Consider the following 19897-nt stretch of genomic DNA (forward strand, 5'->3'; position numbering starts at 1 on the left):
GGTGATTTTAAGTGAGTTATGTTATTTTAGCTGTTTTATTTTTCTTAAGCGGATTTTTCATGAAACTGTCAGATGATGCCTGTGATATAGGTGAGGATAAGTCATTAGCTATTGCACTGGGCATATTATGTGCAATAACTTCTGCATTTGCAACAGTATCAAGTGCATCTGCAGCATGTATATTTATTGGAATTTTAATTGGTAATTTACTTGCCTTGAAAGTAGACGGGATTCATCATATTATAACTTTAATACTCTTTGTGCTGATTTCACTGATTATGGGTATTCCTGAGCTAAATTTAGTTATTTTATTAATATGTATATTTTCAGCACTTTTAGATGAAGTAGGCCATGAATTAATAAGTAAATTAACTGAAAATAAATTTTTAAATTGTTTTTTTGAGTATAGATTTGCAATGAAAGTAGCAATATTTTTACTGGCTCTTTGCGGCATATTTAATATATGGTTCTTTGTACTGTTTATATTATTTGAGTTTGCATACTTGATTGCAGGTTCAATATCTGAAAATGGTTTATTTAAAAAAAGTAGAATTTAAAAAGGATTTTTAATCCGTTATTATTTTTTCACAAGCTAGTGCAGGATTATCAGATTCATAAATGCTTCTTCCAACGATAATTGCACTTGCAAATTCAAGAGTTTTTTTAGCATCTCCTCCCTGTTTTCCAACACCTGGAGAAATAATACAGGCATCATCACCTGCAATGTCTCTTATTTTACTTAATCTGTCTAATCGGGTAGCCGGTGCAACATAATTGGTAATTCCCATGTCGACTCCCATTTTAGCTATGGCTTCAGCATCTTTTTGTAAAAACATTTTAGCTCCGGGATGTGACATTTCAGTAAGTAAAAATATTTCTTTTCCATGGTCATTTGCACTGTCCAGACAGGCCCGAACACTGTCGGATCCTACAAAACCATGGCAGATTATTGCATCTGCTCCAGCATCAAATGTTAAATCGCAGATTTTGGAATTGGTAGCATCAATATCAGCAACTTTATAATCGCAGATAATATTTGCATTAAATTCATCTTTTATAATTTTAATGATTTTTAATCCTTCAGCTAATGTTAACGGATATCCTATTTTTATTGTGTTGATATAAGGTTTTACCTGTTTACATATTTCAAGTGCTTTGTCTTTATTGGTTACATCAAGTGCTAATATTAAGTTATTTTTAATATTCATTTGGAATCGCCTTTATTGATTTATAGTTACTTTATATTTATTGTCTTTTAATGGTTATATAAATTAGGAATTGTTTTTTGCAGTACATAACTTTATTAATACTTTTTATACAATTTTTGTGTAGTTTAAATTTTATTTTTAAGTTTGTTATATTTTTTTTATTTTTTTTATTAAATTTTTATATTTAGTTCATCTATTCAGGCAAAGTTTATATATTATAATATTAAAATAGAGTAATACCAATTTGATTTTTTATTGAATTGGATAGAGAGTATGAGTATGTTTTTGGCTTATTTTGGAGGAATATAAGTATGCATATTATGGAAGGTTTTTTACCTGCAGAATGGTGTGCTGTTTGGTTTATTATATCAATACCAATAGTACTCTATGGTGTATATCAGATAAAGAAGATTACAGAAACTACTCCCGAATCTAAAGCTTTAATTGCTGTAAGCGGAGCGTTTATGTTTATTTTATCTTCATTGAAATTACCTTCTGTTACTGGAAGTTGTTCACATCCGACCGGTAATGGATTTGGTGCAGTATTATTTGGACCTGCAGTTACTGCAGTGTTAGCTTCAATAGTTTTAATTTTTCAAGCATTATTACTTGCACATGGTGGAATTACAACTTTAGGAGCAAATATATTTTCAATGGGTATTGTAGGCCCATTTGTAGCATGGATTGTTTATAAATCTTTAATAAAATCTGATGTTTCATCAACTATTGCAGTTTTCTTTGCAGCATTTTTAGGAGATTTATTGACTTATGTAGCTACATCATTCCAGTTAGCTCTTGCTTTCCCACTTCCTACTTTTGGAGCAGCATTATACAAATTTTTAATAATATTTGCTGTTACTCAAATACCGTTGGCAATTGGTGAAGGTATTTTGACTGTGATTATTTGGGATAGATTGAAAGTATATAAACCAAAATTGTTGAAAAAACTTGATGTATTAAGTGCTAAGGAAAATTAGGTGATTATTATGAAAAAATCAACATTAATTATTTTATTAGCAGTTGTAATTATTTTGTTTATTGCACCATTAGTAATGTATAATGGATATGGTGAAGACGAAGGCTACTTTGGTGGAGCTGACGGTCAGGCTGGAGAAGCTATTGAAGAAACCGGTTATGAACCATGGTTTTCTTCTATCTGGGAACCTCCAAGTGGTGAAATTGAAAGTTTGCTTTTTGCACTTCAGGCAGCTATCGGGGCATTGATAATCGGATATGCATTTGGTTATTGGAAAGGTCAGTCTAAAAAAGAGGATTAATTTCCTCATTTTTTATTTTTTTTAGTGATTTTTATGAAATTTGACATGGACTACATTGCTCATCATAATAGATTAACTTTAATGAATTCCTATTATAAAATAGCTATTGCTATTGGATTAATGATAATTACATTATTTTTAGATAATCTATACTTTGATGTTATTATATTTACTTTAATGTTAATTTTAATAGTGGGAGTAGCCAGAATCTCATTTAAATCATATTTGAAGTTCATTTCTATTCCAGCAGTATTTACAATAATAACCTGTGTATTCTTATTGTTTTTCTTTGGAACGGGAAATATTGTTTGGGACAGCCATTTTTATGGAATTGCAATAAGAAAAGATGCCGTTAATCTGGCAATTTATACCTTTTTTAGAATTTTCGCATGTTTTTCATGTTTAGGATTTTTAGGTTTAACTACTCCAATAGCCGAGGTTTTACATTCCTTGGAAGTTATAAAAGTACCTAAAATAGTAATAGAAATTGCATTGCTTATGTATAATACAATTTTCATATTTTTAAATGAACTTGATGTAATGAAAAAAGCACAGGAAACAAGATTAGGTTATAATGGATATAAAACTTCATTTAAATCTGTAGCAATGCTGGGAAGCAATATATTTTTAAGATCTATGGATAAAGCAGAATCATTACAACATTCTCTGGATTCCAGAGGATATGATGGTGAAATTCCAATTTACAAACCTCAAAATAGAAGGTGATTATTAGTGTTAGAAGCAAGGAATATTAGTTATTCTTATGATAATGATTCACAAGCTCTAAAAAATGTGAGTTTAAAAATAGATGATGGTGAAATGGTAGCAATACTTGGTAAAAACGGAGCAGGCAAATCAACATTATTCCTGCATTTCAATGGAATTTACGAACCTGATGATGGTGAAATTTTAATTGATGGTGAAAAATTAAAGTATAACAAAAAAGCATTACTTAAATGCAGACAAAAAGTAGGAATAGTTTTTCAAAATCCGGATAATCAAATATTTGCTCCAAGTGTAGAGGAAGACGTGGCATTTGGACCGCTGAATTTAAAATTACCTATGGATGAAGTTCAGCATAGAGTAGAAGAAGCTTTAAAAAGAGTAGGAATGGAAGGATTTGAGAAAAAAGCACCACATCATTTAAGCGGCGGGCAGAAAAAAAGAATAGCCATTGCAGGAATATTGGCTATGAAACCTGAAATAATGATTTTAGATGAACCTACTGCAGGTTTGGATCCTCAGGGAGCATTAAAAATCATGAATTTATTATCTGAGCTTAACAAAGAAGGAATTACAATTGTAATTTCAACACATGATGTTGATTTGATTTCCCAGTATGTAAATAAAATATTTGTTATGGCTGACGGTGAAATTATAGGTGACGGAACTCCTAATGAAATATTTTCCAATGAAGATTTAATTAAAAAAGCTAATCTGAAGCTTCCAATAATATCTGAACTTTTTAAAGTACTGAATATTAAAAATAAAGTAAGTATTGAAAATAATGATTATCCTTTGACAATTAATGAAGCAGTAGATAAAATTTCAGAACTGATAAAAAATTAATAAAAAGTTATATATTAAAAATAACAGATTTTAGCTTAAGGTGAACTTATGAGGATTGGAATTTGTGATACAACTTTTGCTCGTTTTGATATGGGAGCTGCAGCTATTGATGAATTAAAGAATAATGCTACAGATTTAACTATTATTCGCCAGACAGTTCCTGGAGTTAAAGATTTGCCTGTTACAGCTAAAATTCTAATTGAAGAGGAAAATTGTGATATTGTAATGGCACTTGGAATGCCGGGACCTATGGAAAAAGATAAAGTATGTGCTCATGAAGCATCTACAGGTCTTATTAATGCACAATTGATGACTAATAAACATATTTTGGAAGTATTTGTCCATGAAGATGAAGAGGATAATCCTGAAGACCTTAAGGTATTGGCTGAAAACAGAGCACGTGAACATGCACAAAATCTTATTAAAATGATGTATCATCCAAAAGCTATGAGAAAAGAAGCCGGAACTGGAGTCCGTGAAGGAAAGCCTAATGTAGGACCATTATAAAAAGTGTATTTATATGACTGTTGAAAATGAATTTAAAGTATCGATGGAAGACAGAAAACAGACTTATGTTATTATTCCAGCTTATAATGAAGAAACAAGAGTCAGACCGGTAATTGAAGCTATAGCTGATATGGGGTTTAAGATAATTCTGGTTAATGACGGATCAACTGACGGTACTTTAGATATTCTAAAGGATGTTCAAAGGAAATATCCTGAAAATATTTTTATTTATTCTCATGTTATTAATCGTGGTGTCGGATTAGCTATGCAGACAGGTTTTGAAGCTGTTTTAAAACATAATCCGAAATATATTGTAAATATTGATGCTGACGGGCAACACTCTGTAGATGATTTGGAAAGTGTCCTTGAACCGTTAGTTACAGGTAGGGCTGAAGCGGTTATTGGTGTACGTTCTTTAAAAGATATGCCTACATCTAAAAATTTTGGAAATTCTGTAATGAATATATTGACACATATTTTTTATGGTGTTGAGGTTTCTGACTCTCAGACAGGATTTAGGGCATTAACTAAAAGTGCATTAAATAAAATATCTATTAATGCTCAGGGTTATTTAATTTCTTCAGAATTTATACGAGAAATCAATGATAATAATATTCCTTTTGAAGAAGTGACAATTGAGACTATTTACACTCCTGAAACACAGGCAAAAGGAACCAATTACAAAGTCGGAATTAAAATATTGTTTACAATGATTAGACATAAATTATTCGATTAAAAAGGTGATTTTAATGTTTTTTTATTCTTTAGTATTTCCTATAATTGCAGTATTGGCTATTTTATGGTTTGTTGTACGTGTTAGAAATGGAAAAAATACAATTAGTACATTAGTGCTGTGGATTATATTATGGGTTTTCTTAGTGCTCTTTGCACTGGCTCCGGATGTCAGTATGGTCTTTGCTAATTTATTTGGAATAACAAGGGGACTTGATTTTATTTTTATTGTAGTATTTGCTGTAATGGCTTATATTATATTCAAATTATATTACAAGTTGGATAAATTGGAAAATGACATCAACAAAATGGTTAAAGAAATCGCATTGGATAATGAAATTTCATTATCTGATGATGAAGATTAATCAGCTTATTTTTTTTATTTTAACTTTATTTAATTCTTATTTTTCTAAAATAATACTTTCAGATTAGCTTTTAAAATCCATCATATATATTTAGTAATAACATCATAAGTAATAATTACAATGTTATATTTTAGAGGATGTACTGCAAGAGAAAAAGAAACAGGTATTGCTGAGGCTACAGAAAAGCTATTGGGATTGGCTAATGTGGATTATCATATATTGGATGATGAGAAATGTTGCGGTTCAGTTTTACTTCGAACAGGTTTTGAAGATGAGGCTAAAAAGCAAATAGCTAAAAATACTGAAGTTTTTGGTGATGAAACAATACTGACTTCATGTGCGGGATGTTATAAGACTTTACTTCAGGATTATGAAGGGCTGGATGTTATTCATATTTCGGAACTGCTGGCTATTTTAATTGATGAAGGCAGGTTAAAGTTCAATAAAAAAGATCTGGATGTTACATATCATGATTCATGTCATTTGGGAAGGCATTGTAAAGTATTTGATGAACCGAGGGAAGCTATTGAATCAGTAGCTAATTTAATTGAAATGGAAAATATTAAAGAAAATAGTTTATGCTGTGGAGCTGGAGGTGGAGTAAAGTCAGCTTATCCTCAAATTGCATCAGAACTTGCAGAAGCCAGAATCAGTCAGGCTAAGGATACTAATTGTGATATACTGATTACACCATGTCCTTTTTGTAAACTTAATTTAAAAGATTATGGTTTAGAGGTTTTGGATTTAACAGAATTTTTAATTAAATATGGGGGAGAATAATGAAGGAAAGTGAACTTAAAACAATGAGGAAGTCATTTAAAACAGTTAAAGACAGATCTTCCAAAATTAAAAATTCCTCTTCCATTAAACGATTGGAAAAAAGAGTTAAGGAAATTGAAAAAGAGTCAATTGCTCATAAAGAGGAACTGATGGAAGTGGCTGTTGAATCATTTAAGCGAAATGGTATTGATGTTGAATATGCCAAAACCAAGGACGATGCGTTGGATATTATTTATGATTTGTTAGATGATAACGGTTCTAATGTAATCGCTAAAGCCAAATCCAATACTTTAGGTGAAATTGAACTTAAAAGTAATTTGGCTGCTAAAGGTTATGATGTTGTTGAAACTGACTTGGGAGATAGGATTTTACAACTTAAAAAAGAAGATAACAAACCAGTGCATCCAACAGGTCCGGCATCTCATTTAAATGTAGATGAAATAGCCAGTATTGTTAATGAATCCATGAAAACTAATGTGGGAAGGGTTCCCCGTGAAATTATGGAAGTTGTAAGGGCAGATGTATTAAAACGTCTTGAAAATTCAACTGTAGGTATAAGTGGAGCTAATGTTGTAGCGGCTGAAGAGGGATCTATTGTTTTAGTTCATAATGAGGGCAATATTTCATTAGTTTCTCTAAAAGATTTGCATATTATTGTAGCAGGAATTGATAAATTTGTACCTGCTCTGGAAGATGCAATGTCTGTTGCAAAACTTGAAACAGTTTATGCAACTGGAAATTATGTAACTTCATATATTAATGTAATTTCAGGACCGTCAAAAACAGCAGATATTGAGAAAAAACTTCTTAAAAATATGTATGGTGCTGAAAAGGTAGTTGTTATATTGCTTGACAATGGAAGAAGTGAAGCTAGAGAAGAATGCCTCTGGTGTATTGGCTGTGGAAACTGTATAGTTAACTGTCCGGTATATAATGCTGTTGGAAACGAATTCGGATTCAACAATTATTTAGGCGGTCGTGGAGTAGCTATGAGTAAATTCATTGAAGATGATGAAAAATGTTTTGAATCAGGATTGTATAAATGTACTTTATGCGGGTTATGTACTGTTAATTGTCCCGTATCTATTCCTACAAATGACATAATTGAAAAAATGAGAAAATCTTCACAGCTTCATCCAAAAGCTCATGAAAAAATAAGTAAATCTGTTATAGAAAAAGATTCTCCATATTAATCTTTTTCTTTTATAATATAAATCGGTCTTTTTTTACTTTCCAGATAAATTTTAGCTAAATATTCTCCAATTATTCCTGCAGCAAATAGCTGAATTCCGCTTAAAAACAGAATAATTGAAACAGTTGAAGGCCAACCTTCTACATGCTCTCCAAATAAAAGAGTTTTTATAACAATAACTATAATAGCTAAAAATGCAATAATTGAAAAGAAAATCCCTGTAATGGTAGCTATATGAAGAGGAGCTGTTGTAAAAGAAACAATTCCTTCAATGGAGTATTTGAACAGTTCCCAAAATGACCAGCTACTTTCTCCTTTTTGTCTTTCAATATTTTCATATTCCAGCCATTTTGTTTCAAATCCGACCCATTGGAAAATTCCTTTTGAAAAACGGTTATACTCTTTCAAATCAAGGATTGCATTTACAACTTCTCTTTTCATTAATCTAAAGTCTCTTGCACCGTCAACAAGTTCTATTTTAGTTATTTTATTAGCTATTTTATAGAATAATCTTGCAAAAAATGATCTTATAAAAGGTTCTCCTTTTCTTGTGACTCTGCGTGTTCCTACAATATCATATTCTTTGATATATTCCATCATTTTAGGAATTAAAGATGGGGGGTCTTGCAGATCAGCATCCATTAGTACAACATAATCTTCAGTGGAATAGTCTAATCCTGCATATATTGCAGATTCCTTACCGAAGTTTCTTGAAAATGAGATGTATTTAACATTATCATAGCTGTTTTCAAGTTCTTTGATAACTTCTAAAGTGTTGTCATTTGATCCGTCATTTACAAAAATAACATTCCATTTTATGTTTTTCAGATTATCTGAAACTTCTTTGTAGAATATTTGAAGCATTTCTTCTTCATTATAACATGGAACAACTATGTCTAATGTTTTCATATTAAAGTATTTTTTAAATTAGTGTTTAAATAATTTATTATCATTTTTTAATTTTTTGCCAGTAAAAATAATAAATATTTATAAGTAAGGTTATACTATATTTAATTATTATATTTAAAATGTAAAAACGGAGGAAATACATGCTTCTATTAATAAGTCCTATAAATCATGAAGAAGCTCTCGAATCTATTAAAGGCGGAGCAGATATTGTCGATGTGAAAAATCCTAAAGAAGGATCTTTAGGTGCTAATTTCCCTTGGGTTATTAGGGATATTAGGGAGATAACTCCTGAAGACAAATTAGTTAGTGCAACTTTAGGTGATGTACCGTATAAGCCAGGTACTGTTTCTCTTGCGGCGATGGGAGCTCATGTTTCTGGAGCAGATTATATTAAAGTAGGATTATATGGAACAAAAGATTATGATGAAGCAGTTGAAGTTATGGAAAATGTAGCTAAAACAATTAAAGATGTTGATAATGACACTATTGTTGTAGCTGCAGGTTATGCAGATGCACACCGTGTTGGTGCAGTTGACCCTATGGAAATTCCAAAAGTAGCTAAAGATGCTGGATGTGATTTAGCTATGCTTGATACTGCTGTTAAAGACGGTCATACATTATTTGATTATTTAAGTATTGAAGATTTAGAAAAATTTGTTAATGAAGCTCATAGTTATGGTTTGAAAACAGCTCTTGCAGGTTCTGTTAAAAAAGAACAGTTAAAACCTTTAAATGACATTGGTTGTGATGTTGTAGGTATTAGGGGAGCTGCTTGTGTAGGTGGTGATCGTAACACTGGTAAAATACATCATAGTGCTGTAGCTGAGCTTAAAGAATTATGTGATTCATTTTAAATAAGGTGATTTTTAAATGTTTTCAAAAAAAGTTCAAGAAGCAAAGGTAGCTTATACTTTTGATGATTTTTTATTAACTCCTAATGCAAGTTATGTGGAACCAAAGGATATTGATACTAGAATTAAATTAGGAAAAGGTATTAAGTTAAATATACCAATTTTAAGTGCTGCTATGGACACTGTTACTGAAGCAGATTTGGCAATAGCTATGGCACAGGAAGGTGGTATTGGAGTAATTCACAGAAATATTACTCAGGAAAAACAAGTGGAAGAAGTTAAAAAAGTCAAGTCAGCTGAAGATTTAACAATACGTGATGTTATAACTATTACTCCGGATTCTACAATTGCCGATGTTCAGGCAAAAATGAATGATGAATTAATCAGCGGTCTTCCAGTTGTAGATAATGATGAAATTATTGGTATAATCTCTAAAAGAGATATCAGACCTGTATTGAAAAAAGGTGTTGATAAAACTGTAAAGGACATCATGACATCTGATGTTGTAACTGTTGAAGAACCAATTACTGCAGAAGAAGCTTTAAACATTGCTTATGAAAATAAAGTTGAAAGACTTCCTGTTCTTCGTGACGGTAAACTGGTTGGAATCATTACTATTAAGGATATTTTAAATCAGGCTCAATATCCTAATGCTGCTCGTGATAAAGACGGCAACTATTTAGTGGCAGCTGCATCTGGTCCTTTTGATTTAGATAGGGCTATGGCTTTAGATCAGGCTGGTGCAGATATTATTTCTATTGACTGTGCTCATGCTCATAATATGAATGTAGTTAAGTTTACTGAAACTATTAAAGATAATATTGATGCTGATTTATGTGTAGGTAATATAGCTACTGCAGAAGCTGCTGAAGACTTAGCATCTATGGGTGTAGACGGTCTTAAAGTAGGTATTGGACCAGGTTCAATGTGTACTACTCGTATTGTAGCTGGTGTTGGTGTACCACAGCTTACAGCTATTTCAGAAGTTGCTGATGTAGCTCGTGAATATGATATTCCGGTAATAGCTGACGGTGGAATCAGATACTCTGGAGATATTGCAAAAGCTATTGGTGCAGGTGCAGATGCAGTAATGCTTGGTAATTTACTTGCAGCATCCTATGAAGCTCCTGGTGAAGTTGTTGTTATGAATGGTAAACAATACAAAAAATACCGTGGAATGGGTTCCATGGGAGCAATGACCAGTGAGTATGATGGTGGAGCAGACAGATACTTCCAAGGATCTAAAAGTAAAATGAATCATACCAAATATGTTCCTGAAGGAATTGAAGGAGCTGTGCCTTACAGAGGAACTGTTAATGAGATTTTATTCCAACTTGTTGGAGGTTTAAAATCTTCCATGGGATATTGCGGCGCTAAAGATATTGCAGCTATGCAGGAAAAAGCAAAATTCGTTAGAATCACAAGCAGTGGTATTAAAGAATCCCATCCTCATGATTTATTAATTACTAACGAAAGTCCTAATTATCCAACTCTTGATTAGTTGGCAGTAATTTAATTCGCAAAAATGATTGAATTTTTTCTCATTTTTGTGTTATAATCCTTTTTTAAGTTAAAATACCATTAACTTTAAATATTAGTATCTATAATATTATTATATTAGATAATTTTAAGATTATTTTATAATCTGTGTAAATAATTTTGAATATTTACATTATTACATATTTATTTTGATGTGGAGAGAATTTAAATGGCAAGAACAAAAAAAGTGGGTATTACAGGTAGGTTCGGTGCAAGATACGGAAGAAAAGCAAAAAGATCTGTAAAAATGATCGAAGAAAACATGAAAAAAAATCATGTTTGTCCTAGATGTGATAGACCTTATGTAAAAAGACAAGCTGCTGGAATTTGGAAATGTAGAAAATGTGGTGCAGTATTTACTGGAGGAGCATATGTACCAGAAACTCCTATGGCAAAATCTGCAGCACGTAACATAAGAAATGTTAATGTGGAGGAATAATCCTTGTATAGATGTCCACATTGTGGAACTGAAGTAGATCACAAAAGCTACATGGAAAATAAATGTCCTAAATGCAGATATAGGATTTTATTTAAAAATGTTCCAGAAGTAACAAGAATTATAAAAGCAAGATAATCATTTTGCTTTTATCTAATATTTTTTAAAACTATTTTTTATGATTTAAAATGTTAATTTCAACTTCTAGAAAACCTTCTCAAAAAACAAGAAAGTTTTGTAAAAATCTTGCTCATGCAACTGGTTCTACTAGTGTAAATAGGGGAAAAAGTAATATGCGTGAGTTACTTTTAAAAGCTCTTGAATTAGAGGAGCATAATTTGGCTATTGTTAATGAGATTAAGGGTAATCCTAGTAGAGTAACTTTTTATTCAAATAAAGGGGAAGTTTTGCTTATAATATTGATTGGTGTTAATACTTCTAATGAAAGATGCCATATTCTGCCTAAAAATTTGAAAATAGTTTCTAAAGTTGAAGAACTTAATGTTTTAAGTGAAATTTTAGGTTTTGAATTAGTAGATAAAGCTGGTGAAAATTATATTCTTATTTCTAAGGAAGAAGATTTAATAGCTAAAATTAATTTTGTAAATAAATTTGGAGATAAAACTGATTTGCAAATTAATGTTAAAAAGATTTTAGATGGGGAATTATGAACTTTGACAGTCCTCTTGAATCGGTTAAAAGTGATATAGCTATTGAATTTGAAAATCAAAAGCAGGCTAAAATAATTTATGATGCTATTGTTTTAGAATTTGAAACTGCTCCTGATTACAGATCATCTATGAATCTGACTTTAGATGAATCCATGATTCTAATTAGAATAAATGCAGAAGATTCTACTTCTTTTAGAGCTTCTGTTAATTCTGCTATTAAATGGATTAAATTGTCTTTAGAGATTAATAATTTAACTATTTAATACAATATTTTTAAATATTATAAAAAACAACTTTTAGTTATTAAAACGTAATAGGTGGTAAAATGGAAATTCCAGAAAATATACAACATCAATTAAATCAATTTCAACAATTACAACAACAAGCTCAAGCTGTAACTATGCAAATTCAAAATGTTGAAGTTCAAATTCAGGAAAGTGAAACTGCTCTTGAAGAACTTAACAAAACTGATGAAAATGCTGAAGTTTTCAAACAAGCTGGAAACTTACTTATTAAAGTTGATTATGCACAAGCAGTTGAAGATATGAATGAAAAATTAGAAACTCTTAAGTTAAGAAAACAAACTATGGCTCGTCAGGAAGAAAGAGTCATGAAAAAACTTGAAGAAATGCAAACCAACATTCAAGCTGCTATGCAAGGTTTACAAGGAGAATAATTCTCCTATAAAATTCTTTTTTTTATAGATTATTATGTCTAAACTTAAAAAATTATCATCTGCTGATTTAGCTACTATTTCTGATGATTTTGGTGAAATTTTAGAAGTTGAAGTTTCAAAGGCTATTTCTACTAAGGAATTAGATGATTTGGATTTGGATATTGTCATTAGCTATGAGGATAATCAGTTAGATGTTGATGTTGATGTGGGAGTTACTTTTGATAAACTTTCAGAGATTACTCAAGATCAGATAGCCGGTGCTATTGATGAAGCTTATTTAAAATTTGATTCATATATTGATGAGAATTATAGGCAGTAATTTTATTTTTTAATTTTTATTAATACTTTTTTTATTTTTTATATTAATGAAGTAATACTTTTTTATAAAAAAGTATTTATACTATGGAAGTTGATGTATAATATACAGTTTGGAGTAATGTTTTATATTATTCATTAAGTCATCCTATTTAAGATACATAATGTATTGTCTTTCAGTTCTCCTCTTTTATACATTACTTCAAGCTATTTTTTACCAATATTTTACTTAGGATGCACTGTTGATTGTTATGTATTAAAAAATATCTTTAATTTTTCTTTTCAAGCTTAATTTAGCATATCTTGGATTTTTCTTTTATCAGAAATTGCATTTATTCAAATTTTTATTAAATTTCATATTTCTGTTTAATTTAAAAATTAGATATTCTAATTTTATTTAATATTTAGCCTGCTTTATTGTATAATTTAGTTATCAATTATACTTTAATTTTTATAAAATAAAGTAAAGTTTATATACTACGAAGTTAAATCTATGTGTAAGGTTCATAACATATTTTTTGTTAAACCCTTATAATTGATCATTATTTTTTTTATTTGGAAATTAGGTGTTCTTACCTAATTTCACCTCCTTATATATCAACAACTTTTTTTCAAAAATATTAATAGTTAGACATTATCAAATATTTAATCATGATTAAAAAAGTTCCGGTTTTAGATTTAAAAGATAATGTTGCTGTTAGTGGAAAATCTGGATTAAGGGATACATATACTCCATTGCAAACAGTTTTCGCCTCATCAGCCAATCCTATTGATATAGCTAATGGATTATCAATTAATGGAGCAGATGAGTTATATATTGCGGATTTGGATTTAATTGAAAGTAAAGGCCATAATATTCATGATATTAAAATGGTAAATACAATTATACCTGTCATGCTGGATGCGGGTGTTAAAGATTTTGAATCATTTACTTTCTTTTTAGACTATGCATATAAGATAATTGTTCCGACAGAAACTATAAAAAGCATTGATGAGATTAAAAAGATTTTTGAAAAGTATCCTAAAGAAAGGATTGTTGTAAGTGTAGATGTTAAAGACAATGAATTATATTCCAGGAATTTAGACATTTCATTAGCTGAATTTAAAGAAATTTTGAAAGAATTGGATCCTGATGAAATAATTCTTTTGGATATTACAAGTGTTGGAACACAAAAAGGTTATAATCAGGAATTATTGAATGATTTTGAAGATTTGAAAGATAAACTGATTATAGCAGGTGGTTTAAATAACAAAGCAGTTAGTGAACTTGAAAATATTGGTATAAAAAAGGTTTTAGTAGGAACTGCTTTGCACTCTGGTGAAATGAAATTACTTGACTGATTAAAAATTATAAATGGAGGAAGATATTGTGGTTAATAAAGATACTTTAATTATTGTACTGGTTATTATCTGTTTAAGTGTTGTAATCTGTGGAGCAATACTTGTCTTTGGAAATACTCAGGAAACATATAATAGCACAACAATTAATAATACGAATAATACTAATGTGTCTGTAGATAATGTAACTTCAGATTCTGATTCATCATCCGGATCTAAAAGTAGCGGTTCATCATCTAAATCTGCAGATGATGGTTATGAAAGACCTACAAGAATTTATGGTGGTGAAGAATATTTAACTGCCCATGAATCTGATGTTTTAGATAGTGGATGGGATCCAAAACAACATGAAGTTTCCCGTAGTGACCTTGGAAACGGATATCATAGAATTAATTATGACGACGGTTACTTCAGAGTCTGTGATGACCGCGGTTATGTTGTAACTTACGGTTATTGATAATTCTTATCCATCTTTTTTTTAAAATTATGGTGTCTGCTAAAATTGATTTTTGATTTTTTGTCAAAAAATTTTTAGCTTAATTTTTTATTATTTTTATATTATTCAATCTACATTTCATTAATTTTTATTTTTAATTAATTTTAACAATTATTTTATATAAATAGTGTTGTTAAATATTTATTTTTTGTTTTAAATGATTTTTAGATAGTTGAAAAGCTGTCTGTTAAATCACTACAGTTCATTCAAATGGAAAAAGAAAACGTAGCATTAAAATCAGAAGTAAGGGATATTAGAAATGAACTTGAGGAGAGGGGAAGTTTAAAAAAAAAGAATAGGTATCATAAATAAGGTTAGTGAGGGGTCATAATAGTGATATAAAAATTAAGTGATAGTATTGGGCGTGTTTTAGTATCCTGTTGATGCTATCAGAATATATAATAATTTTAATAATTATAGATAATCTAAACCAATTAAACTAATTTTATTGAAATTTTTGAATTGTTGATTAAAGCTGACCAATTCAGTAATGTTTGATTCTTTCATGGTTAAGATAATGCTTGAATCGGTGAAACTTAGTTTTGTCTTTTTACTGTTGTCTCCAACAATTTTTTTGAAGATATCAAATGTTTTAGCTGTGTAGTTTAAAATCGTGTATTCATTTAATATTTCAAAGCTGTCAACCAGACTGTAATATATTTCTTCAGCAGCATCTATGTTCATTTTTCTGCCTGTTAATGTTAAAACTTCGTTTAGCACGTTATTATTAATGTATACATTCTGTGAGAGAATGTTTTCAGCTTCTTCTAGTTTTAAAGCGTTTTCATGCAAGTCATCATTTGAATTGATATAGGCTAAGATGAAAGATGTATCTAGGAATATTTTTCTCATTCGTACAAACCCCTTTTCAATTCTACAGCATTGGTTTTTTCATCAGTTTTAAAAGCACCAGCTAGATTTTTAAAGTTTCTTTTCTTTCTAAAATTTATTTCAGGATTTCCATTTTTATTTATAAACCATTCTACAACAGTTTCATTGTCAATGTCATAATTTTTTCTTATTTCTTTTGGTATTGTGGTTTGGTAATTGCTTTGAATTTTACTTGTAGCTAATATCAGCATTTTTTTCACCTCTTGGTTTTTAGTATCTATGATATTATCTCTTTCTAATATGATATAATATACTGGGAAATCTTCGAAGAAGGATTTCTAAATTTTTGGAGTCTGTAAAATTTTATAGGTTTATTGATTTTAATGTGTCTTTCGGTCTAATTTTGCATTTGATAGTCTAAAAATATTAGAATTCCATTGATAATAGTCAGAATATTCAAATTTTTCATTGCTGATGTTTTCTTCGTGATTTTTGCCGGAATCAGTTCTTGATTGTTTGATGAGATATTATGATTCCAAGGAATATTTCAAAGTATTTACTTATTTTACGAGGTGATTGATACCATATTTTCATTATTCCTGAAATTTTATCCATTATTTCTTGTAAGAATTGTTTATTTTTACCAATTAAAGGATTATTGTATATTTTAGAATTTTTTTCCACATTTTTTGCATTGATATTGCTGTTCTTTTATTGTGCCTTTTTTGATTATTTTGTGGCTTTTACAAACTGGACAAATAGGATCATCATATTTTAAAGTATTATTTTCATCTAAAAATAGTTTTATGATTAGTATTTTCAAAATCAGGTGTTTTATTCAGTCTTTTTGAAAATGATTTTTTTCTTGATCAATTTTTTCATCAGAAAAATCATGAAGTTTATATTACTATTGAGGACAGATTTGTTTTGTTTGATCGTAAACATTATTTGTCCTCATTTATTAAAGTATTTACTATTTTTAAATCATTTATATTGAAATTAAAGAAAAATTAGAATGAAAGTTCATTTGTAAAAAATTCAAAATCAAATAAGCCTATAAAATTTTACAGACTCAAAATTGTAAAAAGAGTAAAATGTTATTTTATAATAACAAAAATCTTAAAATTATATATGGTAATATAGCCGCTAAGACAAATAATACTATTCCAATACTGAATTTGTATTTATTTTCATCTAATGTTCCGGATATTAATAATAAAACTCCAAAGAACCCGAATATTACCGGTAAAATATGTGAAAATAAAGTAATTCCTGCAAAAGCCATTTTTTATCACTATTATACATATTGTCTATTTAATTATATAAAGATATTTGTGGTGTTATCATAACCTTTTTTAATTTAATCAAACTTATAATAGTGTATGAAAATAGAACACAATCATGAACATCATGAAAAAGCTACAGGTAATCTCCTTTTTGTTTTCATTTTAAATATTATTTTTAATGTGGTAGTTATCTTCGGAGGATTAATTACAAATAGTGTAGCTATTCTTGCTGATTGTTTACATGATTTATCAGATACTATATCTGTTGGATTGGCTTGGGTATTAGAGCATATATCTCAAAAAAATCCAAATGAAAGCTATACTTATGGTTATCAGAGGTTTTCTATTTTAGGAGCAGTCATAACTTCAATTTTTGTAATTATTGTTTCAGTTGTTGTAGTTTATGAATCAGTTTCACGTTTATTAAATCCTGTAGCACCGGAAGCAGGATGGATGCTTTTAGTAGCTATTGTCGGGATTATATTTAAAGGTGTTTCTGTTTTTAAACTTCATAAAGGAGAAACCATTAATGAAAAAGTTATTCTATTTCATCTTTTAGGAGATGTATTCGGATGGGTAGCTATTTTAATTATTAGTGTAATATTAATGTTTTGGAATGTATCATTTTTAGATCCGTTACTTTCATTAATAATTAGCTTATGGTTATTATATAATATGGGTAAAGCATTACATGAGTCTGTCTGTGTTTTACTTCAAAAATCACCTAAAAATATTGATGTTAGTGAAGTCAAATCCCAAATAGAAAGTTTAAATCATGTTGATAATATTTCAGATATGCACTTATGGTCTTTAGACGGTATTGATTCTATTTTAACATTAAAAATAATCATTGATGATGTTAATAATGGTGATGAAGTTAAAAACGAGATTCAGACTATTGCTTCTAAATATCATATAATAGACACGACAGTTGAATTTATGTAAACAATTATAAGTTATGAAAAATATATAAAGTGTTATATTTTTATAAATTAGTTATGGAGAATCTTTTCATGGAAAAAGGAACAGATGTTTTAAAAGAAGGCTTCGCTAAAATGACAAAAGGCGGAGTTATTATGGATGTTGTAAATGCAGAACAAGCAGGAATTGCTGAAGATGCTGGTGCAGTAGCTGTTATGGCTTTAGAAAAAGTACCTGCTGATATTCGTGCTGCTGGAGGAGTAGCTAGGATGGCTGATCCTACTATTGTTGAAGAAGTTGTAGATGCAGTTTCAATTCCTGTTATGGCTAAAGCTAGAATTGGTCATATTGCAGAAGCACAAATTTTAGAAACATTAGGTGTAGATATGATTGATGAAAGTGAAGTACTTACGCCTGCTGATGAAGAATATCATTTAAACAAAAAAGAATTCACTATTCCTTTTGTATGTGGTGCACGTAACTTAGGGGAAGCTTTAAGGAGAATTGATGAAGGTGCTGCAATGATTCGTACCAAAGGTGAACCAGGTACAGGAAATATTGTTGAAGCAGTTCGCCATATGAGGATGGTTTTAGGAGAAATCAGAACTATTCAAGGTTTAGATGAAGAAGAATTATGGAAATATGCAAGAAAAATAGAAGCTCCAATTGATCTTGTTAAAGAAACTGCACAACTTGGTAAATTACCTGTAGTTAACTTTGCAGCTGGAGGTATTGCTACTCCTGCAGATGCTTCTTTAATGATGCAGTTAGGTTCTGACGGTATTTTTGTAGGTTCTGGAATCTTCAAATCCAATAATCCGGAAGCATTTGCTAAAGCTATTGTTGAAGCAACTGCAAATTATGATAAACCTGAAGTATTAGCTGAAGTTTCAAAAGGACTTGGGGAAGCTATGAAAGGTTTAGAAATGTCTACATTATCTGAAGCTGACAGAATGCAAGACAGAGGAATTTAAATTCCTTATTTTTACTTTTTTTATGACAATTGTGGTTATTGGTCCGCTAACACAAGACCAAATCATTACTTCAAATTCAAAAACATCTGCTGCTGGAGGAGCCAGTTATTTTCAATCATTTGTTTTTGAAGAGTTTAATATGGATTATGTTGCAGTTGCAAACTTTAATAATCTAGATTTAATTAAGGACTTTCCAAATTTAGGTAATTTAATTCCTATTGTTGGAGACGATACTCATTATTTTATTAATGAATATCCTGAAGGGGATAATTCGGATATTAGAAAACAGTACAGTAATTTTGCAGATATTCCGCTTTTAAAAAATCAGCTGGAGTTTGTTTTAGATGATATTTTTGAAATTGATGCATTTATTTTAAATCCTCTAAATAGAAATGATTTTCCTGTTGAAACAGTTGATTATCTAAAAACTTTCAATGTGCCAATTTATTTATCTGTTCAGGGTTTTTTACGTCTTCCAGATGAAAAAATTGATGATAAAAATTATTCAATTAAATTAGAAATGTATAATGATTTAGAGGATATTTTAAATGGAGTTACAGGTATATTTTTAGATGAAAGCGAAGCTAAAATTGTATTTGATGACGGTAATTATAATAAGTATGATATTGATGAAATTGTAATTACAAATGGCAGTGATGGTTCCAGAATTATTGTTGAGAGTGATGAAATTAAAATTGAGGCTGTAGAAGTTGATAATATAATGGATGCTACTGGCTGTGGAGATACATATATGGCAGCTTATATTCTAAAGAGATTGCTTTTAGATTCACCAAAAGAAGCTGGAGAATTCGCTTCATTAATAGCTAGTGAAAAATTAATGTCATTTGGACCGTACAAATCTTTAATATAACTTTAATTTACTTGTATTATGATTATATATATTTATAATAATATTATCTGTTTTTTTAAGCTTTTATTTAAATTTTATTTAATTAGAAAACTTTATTAATTAATGAAAAAATAATTATATATGATTTCTGAATTTTTTTAGTTTATATAATAA

At 29.6% G+C, this 19897-nt stretch carries 28 protein-coding genes and 1 pseudogene; 23 read left to right on the forward strand and 6 right to left on the reverse strand.

All coding sequences use genetic code 11. From position 1 onward, the window contains the following. Positions 1 to 11: 11 nt before the first annotated feature. Positions 12 to 557, forward strand: a complete 546-nt coding sequence (locus K4897_RS08965; RefSeq protein WP_019268228.1) for a hypothetical protein — start codon at positions 12 to 14, stop codon at positions 555 to 557. A gap of 9 nt (positions 558 to 566) precedes the next feature. Here the strand turns inward: K4897_RS08965 and pyrF are convergent, their stop codons facing one another. After that, positions 567 to 1208, reverse strand: a complete 642-nt coding sequence (gene pyrF, locus K4897_RS08970) for an orotidine-5'-phosphate decarboxylase (protein WP_019268229.1) — start codon at positions 1206 to 1208, stop codon at positions 567 to 569. A 311-nt stretch (positions 1209 to 1519) separates the two neighbouring features. On the opposite strand from pyrF, the gene K4897_RS08975 reads away from it, so the two are divergent. The 9 genes from K4897_RS08975 to K4897_RS09015 all read left to right on the forward strand — a co-directional run bounded on the left by K4897_RS08975 (position 1520) and on the right by K4897_RS09015 (position 7631). Next, on the forward strand, positions 1520 to 2185 hold the full coding sequence (locus tag K4897_RS08975; protein ID WP_019264433.1) for an energy-coupling factor ABC transporter permease: 666 nt from the start codon (positions 1520 to 1522) through the stop codon (positions 2183 to 2185). Between the two features lie 9 nt (positions 2186 to 2194). Beyond that, positions 2195 to 2485 (forward strand): energy-coupling factor ABC transporter substrate-binding protein, encoded by a 291-nt coding sequence (locus K4897_RS08980; protein WP_019264432.1) that lies wholly within the window; start codon positions 2195 to 2197, stop codon positions 2483 to 2485. A 33-nt stretch (positions 2486 to 2518) separates the two neighbouring features. Beyond that, positions 2519 to 3211: a cobalt ECF transporter T component CbiQ gene (gene cbiQ / locus K4897_RS08985; RefSeq protein ID WP_019264431.1), complete on the forward strand. Its 693-nt coding sequence runs from the start codon at positions 2519 to 2521 to the stop codon at positions 3209 to 3211. A gap of 6 nt (positions 3212 to 3217) precedes the next feature. Continuing rightward, the gene (locus K4897_RS08990) at positions 3218 to 4054 is read left to right on the forward strand and encodes an ATP-binding cassette domain-containing protein (RefSeq protein ID WP_019267075.1); all 837 of its coding nucleotides are present in this window, start codon (positions 3218 to 3220) and stop codon (positions 4052 to 4054) included. 48 nt (positions 4055 to 4102) lie between these two features. After that, positions 4103 to 4561, forward strand: coding sequence for a riboflavin synthase (ribC, locus tag K4897_RS08995; protein ID WP_019264429.1), 459 nt, complete (start codon positions 4103 to 4105; stop codon positions 4559 to 4561). 13 nt (positions 4562 to 4574) lie between these two features. Beyond that, positions 4575 to 5297, forward strand: a complete 723-nt coding sequence (locus K4897_RS09000) for a glycosyltransferase family 2 protein (RefSeq protein WP_019264428.1) — start codon at positions 4575 to 4577, stop codon at positions 5295 to 5297. Positions 5298 to 5310: 13 nt separating this feature from the next. Continuing rightward, a complete protein-coding gene (locus K4897_RS09005; protein ID WP_019264427.1) occupies positions 5311 to 5658 on the forward strand; it encodes a DUF2304 domain-containing protein in 348 nt (115 codons plus the stop codon). Positions 5659 to 5778: 120 nt separating this feature from the next. After that, entirely contained in the window at positions 5779 to 6438 is a 660-nt protein-coding gene (locus tag K4897_RS09010; RefSeq protein ID WP_019267076.1) for a (Fe-S)-binding protein, read from the forward strand. After that, entirely contained in the window at positions 6438 to 7631 is a 1194-nt protein-coding gene (locus K4897_RS09015) for an LUD domain-containing protein (protein WP_019264425.1), read from the forward strand. Before K4897_RS09010 ends, K4897_RS09015 begins: the two co-directional genes overlap by 1 nt. Here K4897_RS09015 and K4897_RS09020 read toward each other — a convergent pair. After that, positions 7628 to 8539, reverse strand: coding sequence for a glycosyltransferase family 2 protein (locus K4897_RS09020; protein ID WP_019267078.1), 912 nt, complete (start codon positions 8537 to 8539; stop codon positions 7628 to 7630). The two genes, K4897_RS09015 and K4897_RS09020, sit on opposite strands and share 4 nt — an antisense overlap. 140 nt (positions 8540 to 8679) lie before the next feature. On the opposite strand from K4897_RS09020, the gene K4897_RS09025 reads away from it, so the two are divergent. The 10 genes from K4897_RS09025 to K4897_RS09070 all read left to right on the forward strand — a co-directional run bounded on the left by K4897_RS09025 (position 8680) and on the right by K4897_RS09070 (position 14822). Beyond that, positions 8680 to 9393, forward strand: coding sequence for a (5-formylfuran-3-yl)methyl phosphate synthase (locus tag K4897_RS09025; RefSeq protein ID WP_019264423.1), 714 nt, complete (start codon positions 8680 to 8682; stop codon positions 9391 to 9393). A 16-nt stretch (positions 9394 to 9409) separates the two neighbouring features. Continuing rightward, the gene (gene guaB, locus K4897_RS09030; protein ID WP_019264422.1) at positions 9410 to 10891 is read left to right on the forward strand and encodes an IMP dehydrogenase; all 1482 of its coding nucleotides are present in this window, start codon (positions 9410 to 9412) and stop codon (positions 10889 to 10891) included. Positions 10892 to 11098: 207 nt separating this feature from the next. Further along, positions 11099 to 11368, forward strand: coding sequence for a 50S ribosomal protein L37Ae (gene rpl37A / locus K4897_RS09035; RefSeq protein WP_004033629.1), 270 nt, complete (start codon positions 11099 to 11101; stop codon positions 11366 to 11368). Between the two features lie 3 nt (positions 11369 to 11371). Beyond that, complete coding sequence (locus K4897_RS09040; protein WP_004033630.1) at positions 11372 to 11503, forward strand: DNA-directed RNA polymerase subunit P; 132 nt, start codon at positions 11372 to 11374, stop codon at positions 11501 to 11503. A 50-nt stretch (positions 11504 to 11553) separates the two neighbouring features. Then, the gene (locus K4897_RS09045; RefSeq protein WP_019264421.1) at positions 11554 to 12036 is read left to right on the forward strand and encodes a ribonucleotide-diphosphate reductase subunit beta; all 483 of its coding nucleotides are present in this window, start codon (positions 11554 to 11556) and stop codon (positions 12034 to 12036) included. After that, positions 12033 to 12299 carry a KEOPS complex subunit Pcc1 gene (locus tag K4897_RS09050; protein ID WP_019267079.1) on the forward strand — a complete coding sequence of 89 codons (267 nt, stop codon included), beginning with the start codon at positions 12033 to 12035 and terminating at the stop codon, positions 12297 to 12299. The genes K4897_RS09045 and K4897_RS09050 overlap by 4 nt, the downstream gene beginning before the upstream one ends. A gap of 62 nt (positions 12300 to 12361) precedes the next feature. Further along, positions 12362 to 12712 carry a prefoldin subunit beta gene (locus tag K4897_RS09055; protein WP_004033636.1) on the forward strand — a complete coding sequence of 117 codons (351 nt, stop codon included), beginning with the start codon at positions 12362 to 12364 and terminating at the stop codon, positions 12710 to 12712. 34 nt (positions 12713 to 12746) lie between these two features. Further along, positions 12747 to 13031, forward strand: coding sequence for a DUF3194 domain-containing protein (locus tag K4897_RS09060; RefSeq protein ID WP_019267080.1), 285 nt, complete (start codon positions 12747 to 12749; stop codon positions 13029 to 13031). A gap of 647 nt (positions 13032 to 13678) precedes the next feature. Further along, positions 13679 to 14368, forward strand: a complete 690-nt coding sequence (locus K4897_RS09065; protein ID WP_019267081.1) for a HisA/HisF family protein — start codon at positions 13679 to 13681, stop codon at positions 14366 to 14368. 13 nt (positions 14369 to 14381) lie between these two features. After that, entirely contained in the window at positions 14382 to 14822 is a 441-nt protein-coding gene (locus K4897_RS09070) for a hypothetical protein (RefSeq protein ID WP_019267082.1), read from the forward strand. A 453-nt stretch (positions 14823 to 15275) separates the two neighbouring features. Here K4897_RS09070 and K4897_RS09075 read toward each other — a convergent pair whose 3' ends face one another. The 4 genes and pseudogenes from K4897_RS09075 to K4897_RS09090 all read right to left on the reverse strand — a co-directional run bounded on the left by K4897_RS09075 (position 15276) and on the right by K4897_RS09090 (position 16977). Further along, positions 15276 to 15713, reverse strand: coding sequence for a type II toxin-antitoxin system VapC family toxin (locus K4897_RS09075; RefSeq protein ID WP_019267083.1), 438 nt, complete (start codon positions 15711 to 15713; stop codon positions 15276 to 15278). Continuing rightward, positions 15710 to 15943, reverse strand: coding sequence for an AbrB/MazE/SpoVT family DNA-binding domain-containing protein (locus K4897_RS09080; protein ID WP_019264415.1), 234 nt, complete (start codon positions 15941 to 15943; stop codon positions 15710 to 15712). The genes K4897_RS09075 and K4897_RS09080 overlap by 4 nt, the downstream gene beginning before the upstream one ends. Positions 15944 to 16078: 135 nt before the next feature. Next, positions 16079 to 16637, reverse strand: a pseudogene (locus K4897_RS09085) (hypothetical protein); the annotation flags it as partial. A 157-nt stretch (positions 16638 to 16794) separates the two neighbouring features. Then, complete coding sequence (locus K4897_RS09090; protein WP_019265487.1) at positions 16795 to 16977, reverse strand: hypothetical protein; 183 nt, start codon at positions 16975 to 16977, stop codon at positions 16795 to 16797. A gap of 97 nt (positions 16978 to 17074) precedes the next feature. Here K4897_RS09090 and K4897_RS09095 point away from each other — a divergent pair, with 97 nt between their 5' ends. From K4897_RS09095 to K4897_RS09105, 3 genes are all read left to right on the forward strand, one after another. Further along, a complete protein-coding gene (locus K4897_RS09095) occupies positions 17075 to 17923 on the forward strand; it encodes a cation diffusion facilitator family transporter (RefSeq protein ID WP_250416118.1) in 849 nt (282 codons plus the stop codon). A gap of 68 nt (positions 17924 to 17991) precedes the next feature. Beyond that, on the forward strand, positions 17992 to 18873 hold the full coding sequence (pdxS, locus tag K4897_RS09100; RefSeq protein ID WP_004033648.1) for a pyridoxal 5'-phosphate synthase lyase subunit PdxS: 882 nt from the start codon (positions 17992 to 17994) through the stop codon (positions 18871 to 18873). Positions 18874 to 18895: 22 nt separating this feature from the next. Beyond that, complete coding sequence (locus K4897_RS09105; RefSeq protein ID WP_250416120.1) at positions 18896 to 19744, forward strand: PfkB family carbohydrate kinase; 849 nt, start codon at positions 18896 to 18898, stop codon at positions 19742 to 19744. Positions 19745 to 19897 lie beyond the last annotated feature (153 nt).

The organism is Methanobrevibacter sp. TLL-48-HuF1 (genome assembly GCF_023617305.1).
In the GTDB taxonomy this organism is placed as follows: domain Archaea; phylum Methanobacteriota; class Methanobacteria; order Methanobacteriales; family Methanobacteriaceae; genus Methanocatella; species Methanocatella intestini.

Coding starts and splice junctions, on each gene's coding strand:
- pyrF (WP_019268229.1), bottom strand. CDS start 1,208: ATGAATATTAAAAATAACTTAATATTAGCACTTGATGTAACCAATAAA.
- K4897_RS08975 (WP_019264433.1), top strand. CDS start 1,520: ATGCATATTATGGAAGGTTTTTTACCTGCAGAATGGTGTGCTGTTTGG.
- K4897_RS08980 (WP_019264432.1), top strand. CDS start 2,195: ATGAAAAAATCAACATTAATTATTTTATTAGCAGTTGTAATTATTTTG.
- cbiQ (WP_019264431.1), top strand. CDS start 2,519: ATGAAATTTGACATGGACTACATTGCTCATCATAATAGATTAACTTTA.
- ribC (WP_019264429.1), top strand. CDS start 4,103: ATGAGGATTGGAATTTGTGATACAACTTTTGCTCGTTTTGATATGGGA.
- K4897_RS09000 (WP_019264428.1), top strand. CDS start 4,575: ATGACTGTTGAAAATGAATTTAAAGTATCGATGGAAGACAGAAAACAG.
- K4897_RS09005 (WP_019264427.1), top strand. CDS start 5,311: ATGTTTTTTTATTCTTTAGTATTTCCTATAATTGCAGTATTGGCTATT.
- K4897_RS09010 (WP_019267076.1), top strand. CDS start 5,779: ATGTTATATTTTAGAGGATGTACTGCAAGAGAAAAAGAAACAGGTATT.
- K4897_RS09015 (WP_019264425.1), top strand. CDS start 6,438: ATGAAGGAAAGTGAACTTAAAACAATGAGGAAGTCATTTAAAACAGTT.
- K4897_RS09020 (WP_019267078.1), bottom strand. CDS start 8,539: ATGAAAACATTAGACATAGTTGTTCCATGTTATAATGAAGAAGAAATG.
- K4897_RS09025 (WP_019264423.1), top strand. CDS start 8,680: ATGCTTCTATTAATAAGTCCTATAAATCATGAAGAAGCTCTCGAATCT.
- guaB (WP_019264422.1), top strand. CDS start 9,410: ATGTTTTCAAAAAAAGTTCAAGAAGCAAAGGTAGCTTATACTTTTGAT.
- rpl37A (WP_004033629.1), top strand. CDS start 11,099: ATGGCAAGAACAAAAAAAGTGGGTATTACAGGTAGGTTCGGTGCAAGA.
- K4897_RS09045 (WP_019264421.1), top strand. CDS start 11,554: ATGTTAATTTCAACTTCTAGAAAACCTTCTCAAAAAACAAGAAAGTTT.
- K4897_RS09050 (WP_019267079.1), top strand. CDS start 12,033: ATGAACTTTGACAGTCCTCTTGAATCGGTTAAAAGTGATATAGCTATT.
- K4897_RS09055 (WP_004033636.1), top strand. CDS start 12,362: ATGGAAATTCCAGAAAATATACAACATCAATTAAATCAATTTCAACAA.
- K4897_RS09060 (WP_019267080.1), top strand. CDS start 12,747: ATGTCTAAACTTAAAAAATTATCATCTGCTGATTTAGCTACTATTTCT.
- K4897_RS09065 (WP_019267081.1), top strand. CDS start 13,679: ATGATTAAAAAAGTTCCGGTTTTAGATTTAAAAGATAATGTTGCTGTT.
- K4897_RS09070 (WP_019267082.1), top strand. CDS start 14,382: ATGGAGGAAGATATTGTGGTTAATAAAGATACTTTAATTATTGTACTG.
- K4897_RS09075 (WP_019267083.1), bottom strand. CDS start 15,713: ATGAGAAAAATATTCCTAGATACATCTTTCATCTTAGCCTATATCAAT.
- K4897_RS09080 (WP_019264415.1), bottom strand. CDS start 15,943: ATGCTGATATTAGCTACAAGTAAAATTCAAAGCAATTACCAAACCACA.
- K4897_RS09090 (WP_019265487.1), bottom strand. CDS start 16,977: ATGGCTTTTGCAGGAATTACTTTATTTTCACATATTTTACCGGTAATA.
- K4897_RS09095 (WP_250416118.1), top strand. CDS start 17,075: ATGAAAATAGAACACAATCATGAACATCATGAAAAAGCTACAGGTAAT.
- pdxS (WP_004033648.1), top strand. CDS start 17,992: ATGGAAAAAGGAACAGATGTTTTAAAAGAAGGCTTCGCTAAAATGACA.
- K4897_RS09105 (WP_250416120.1), top strand. CDS start 18,896: ATGACAATTGTGGTTATTGGTCCGCTAACACAAGACCAAATCATTACT.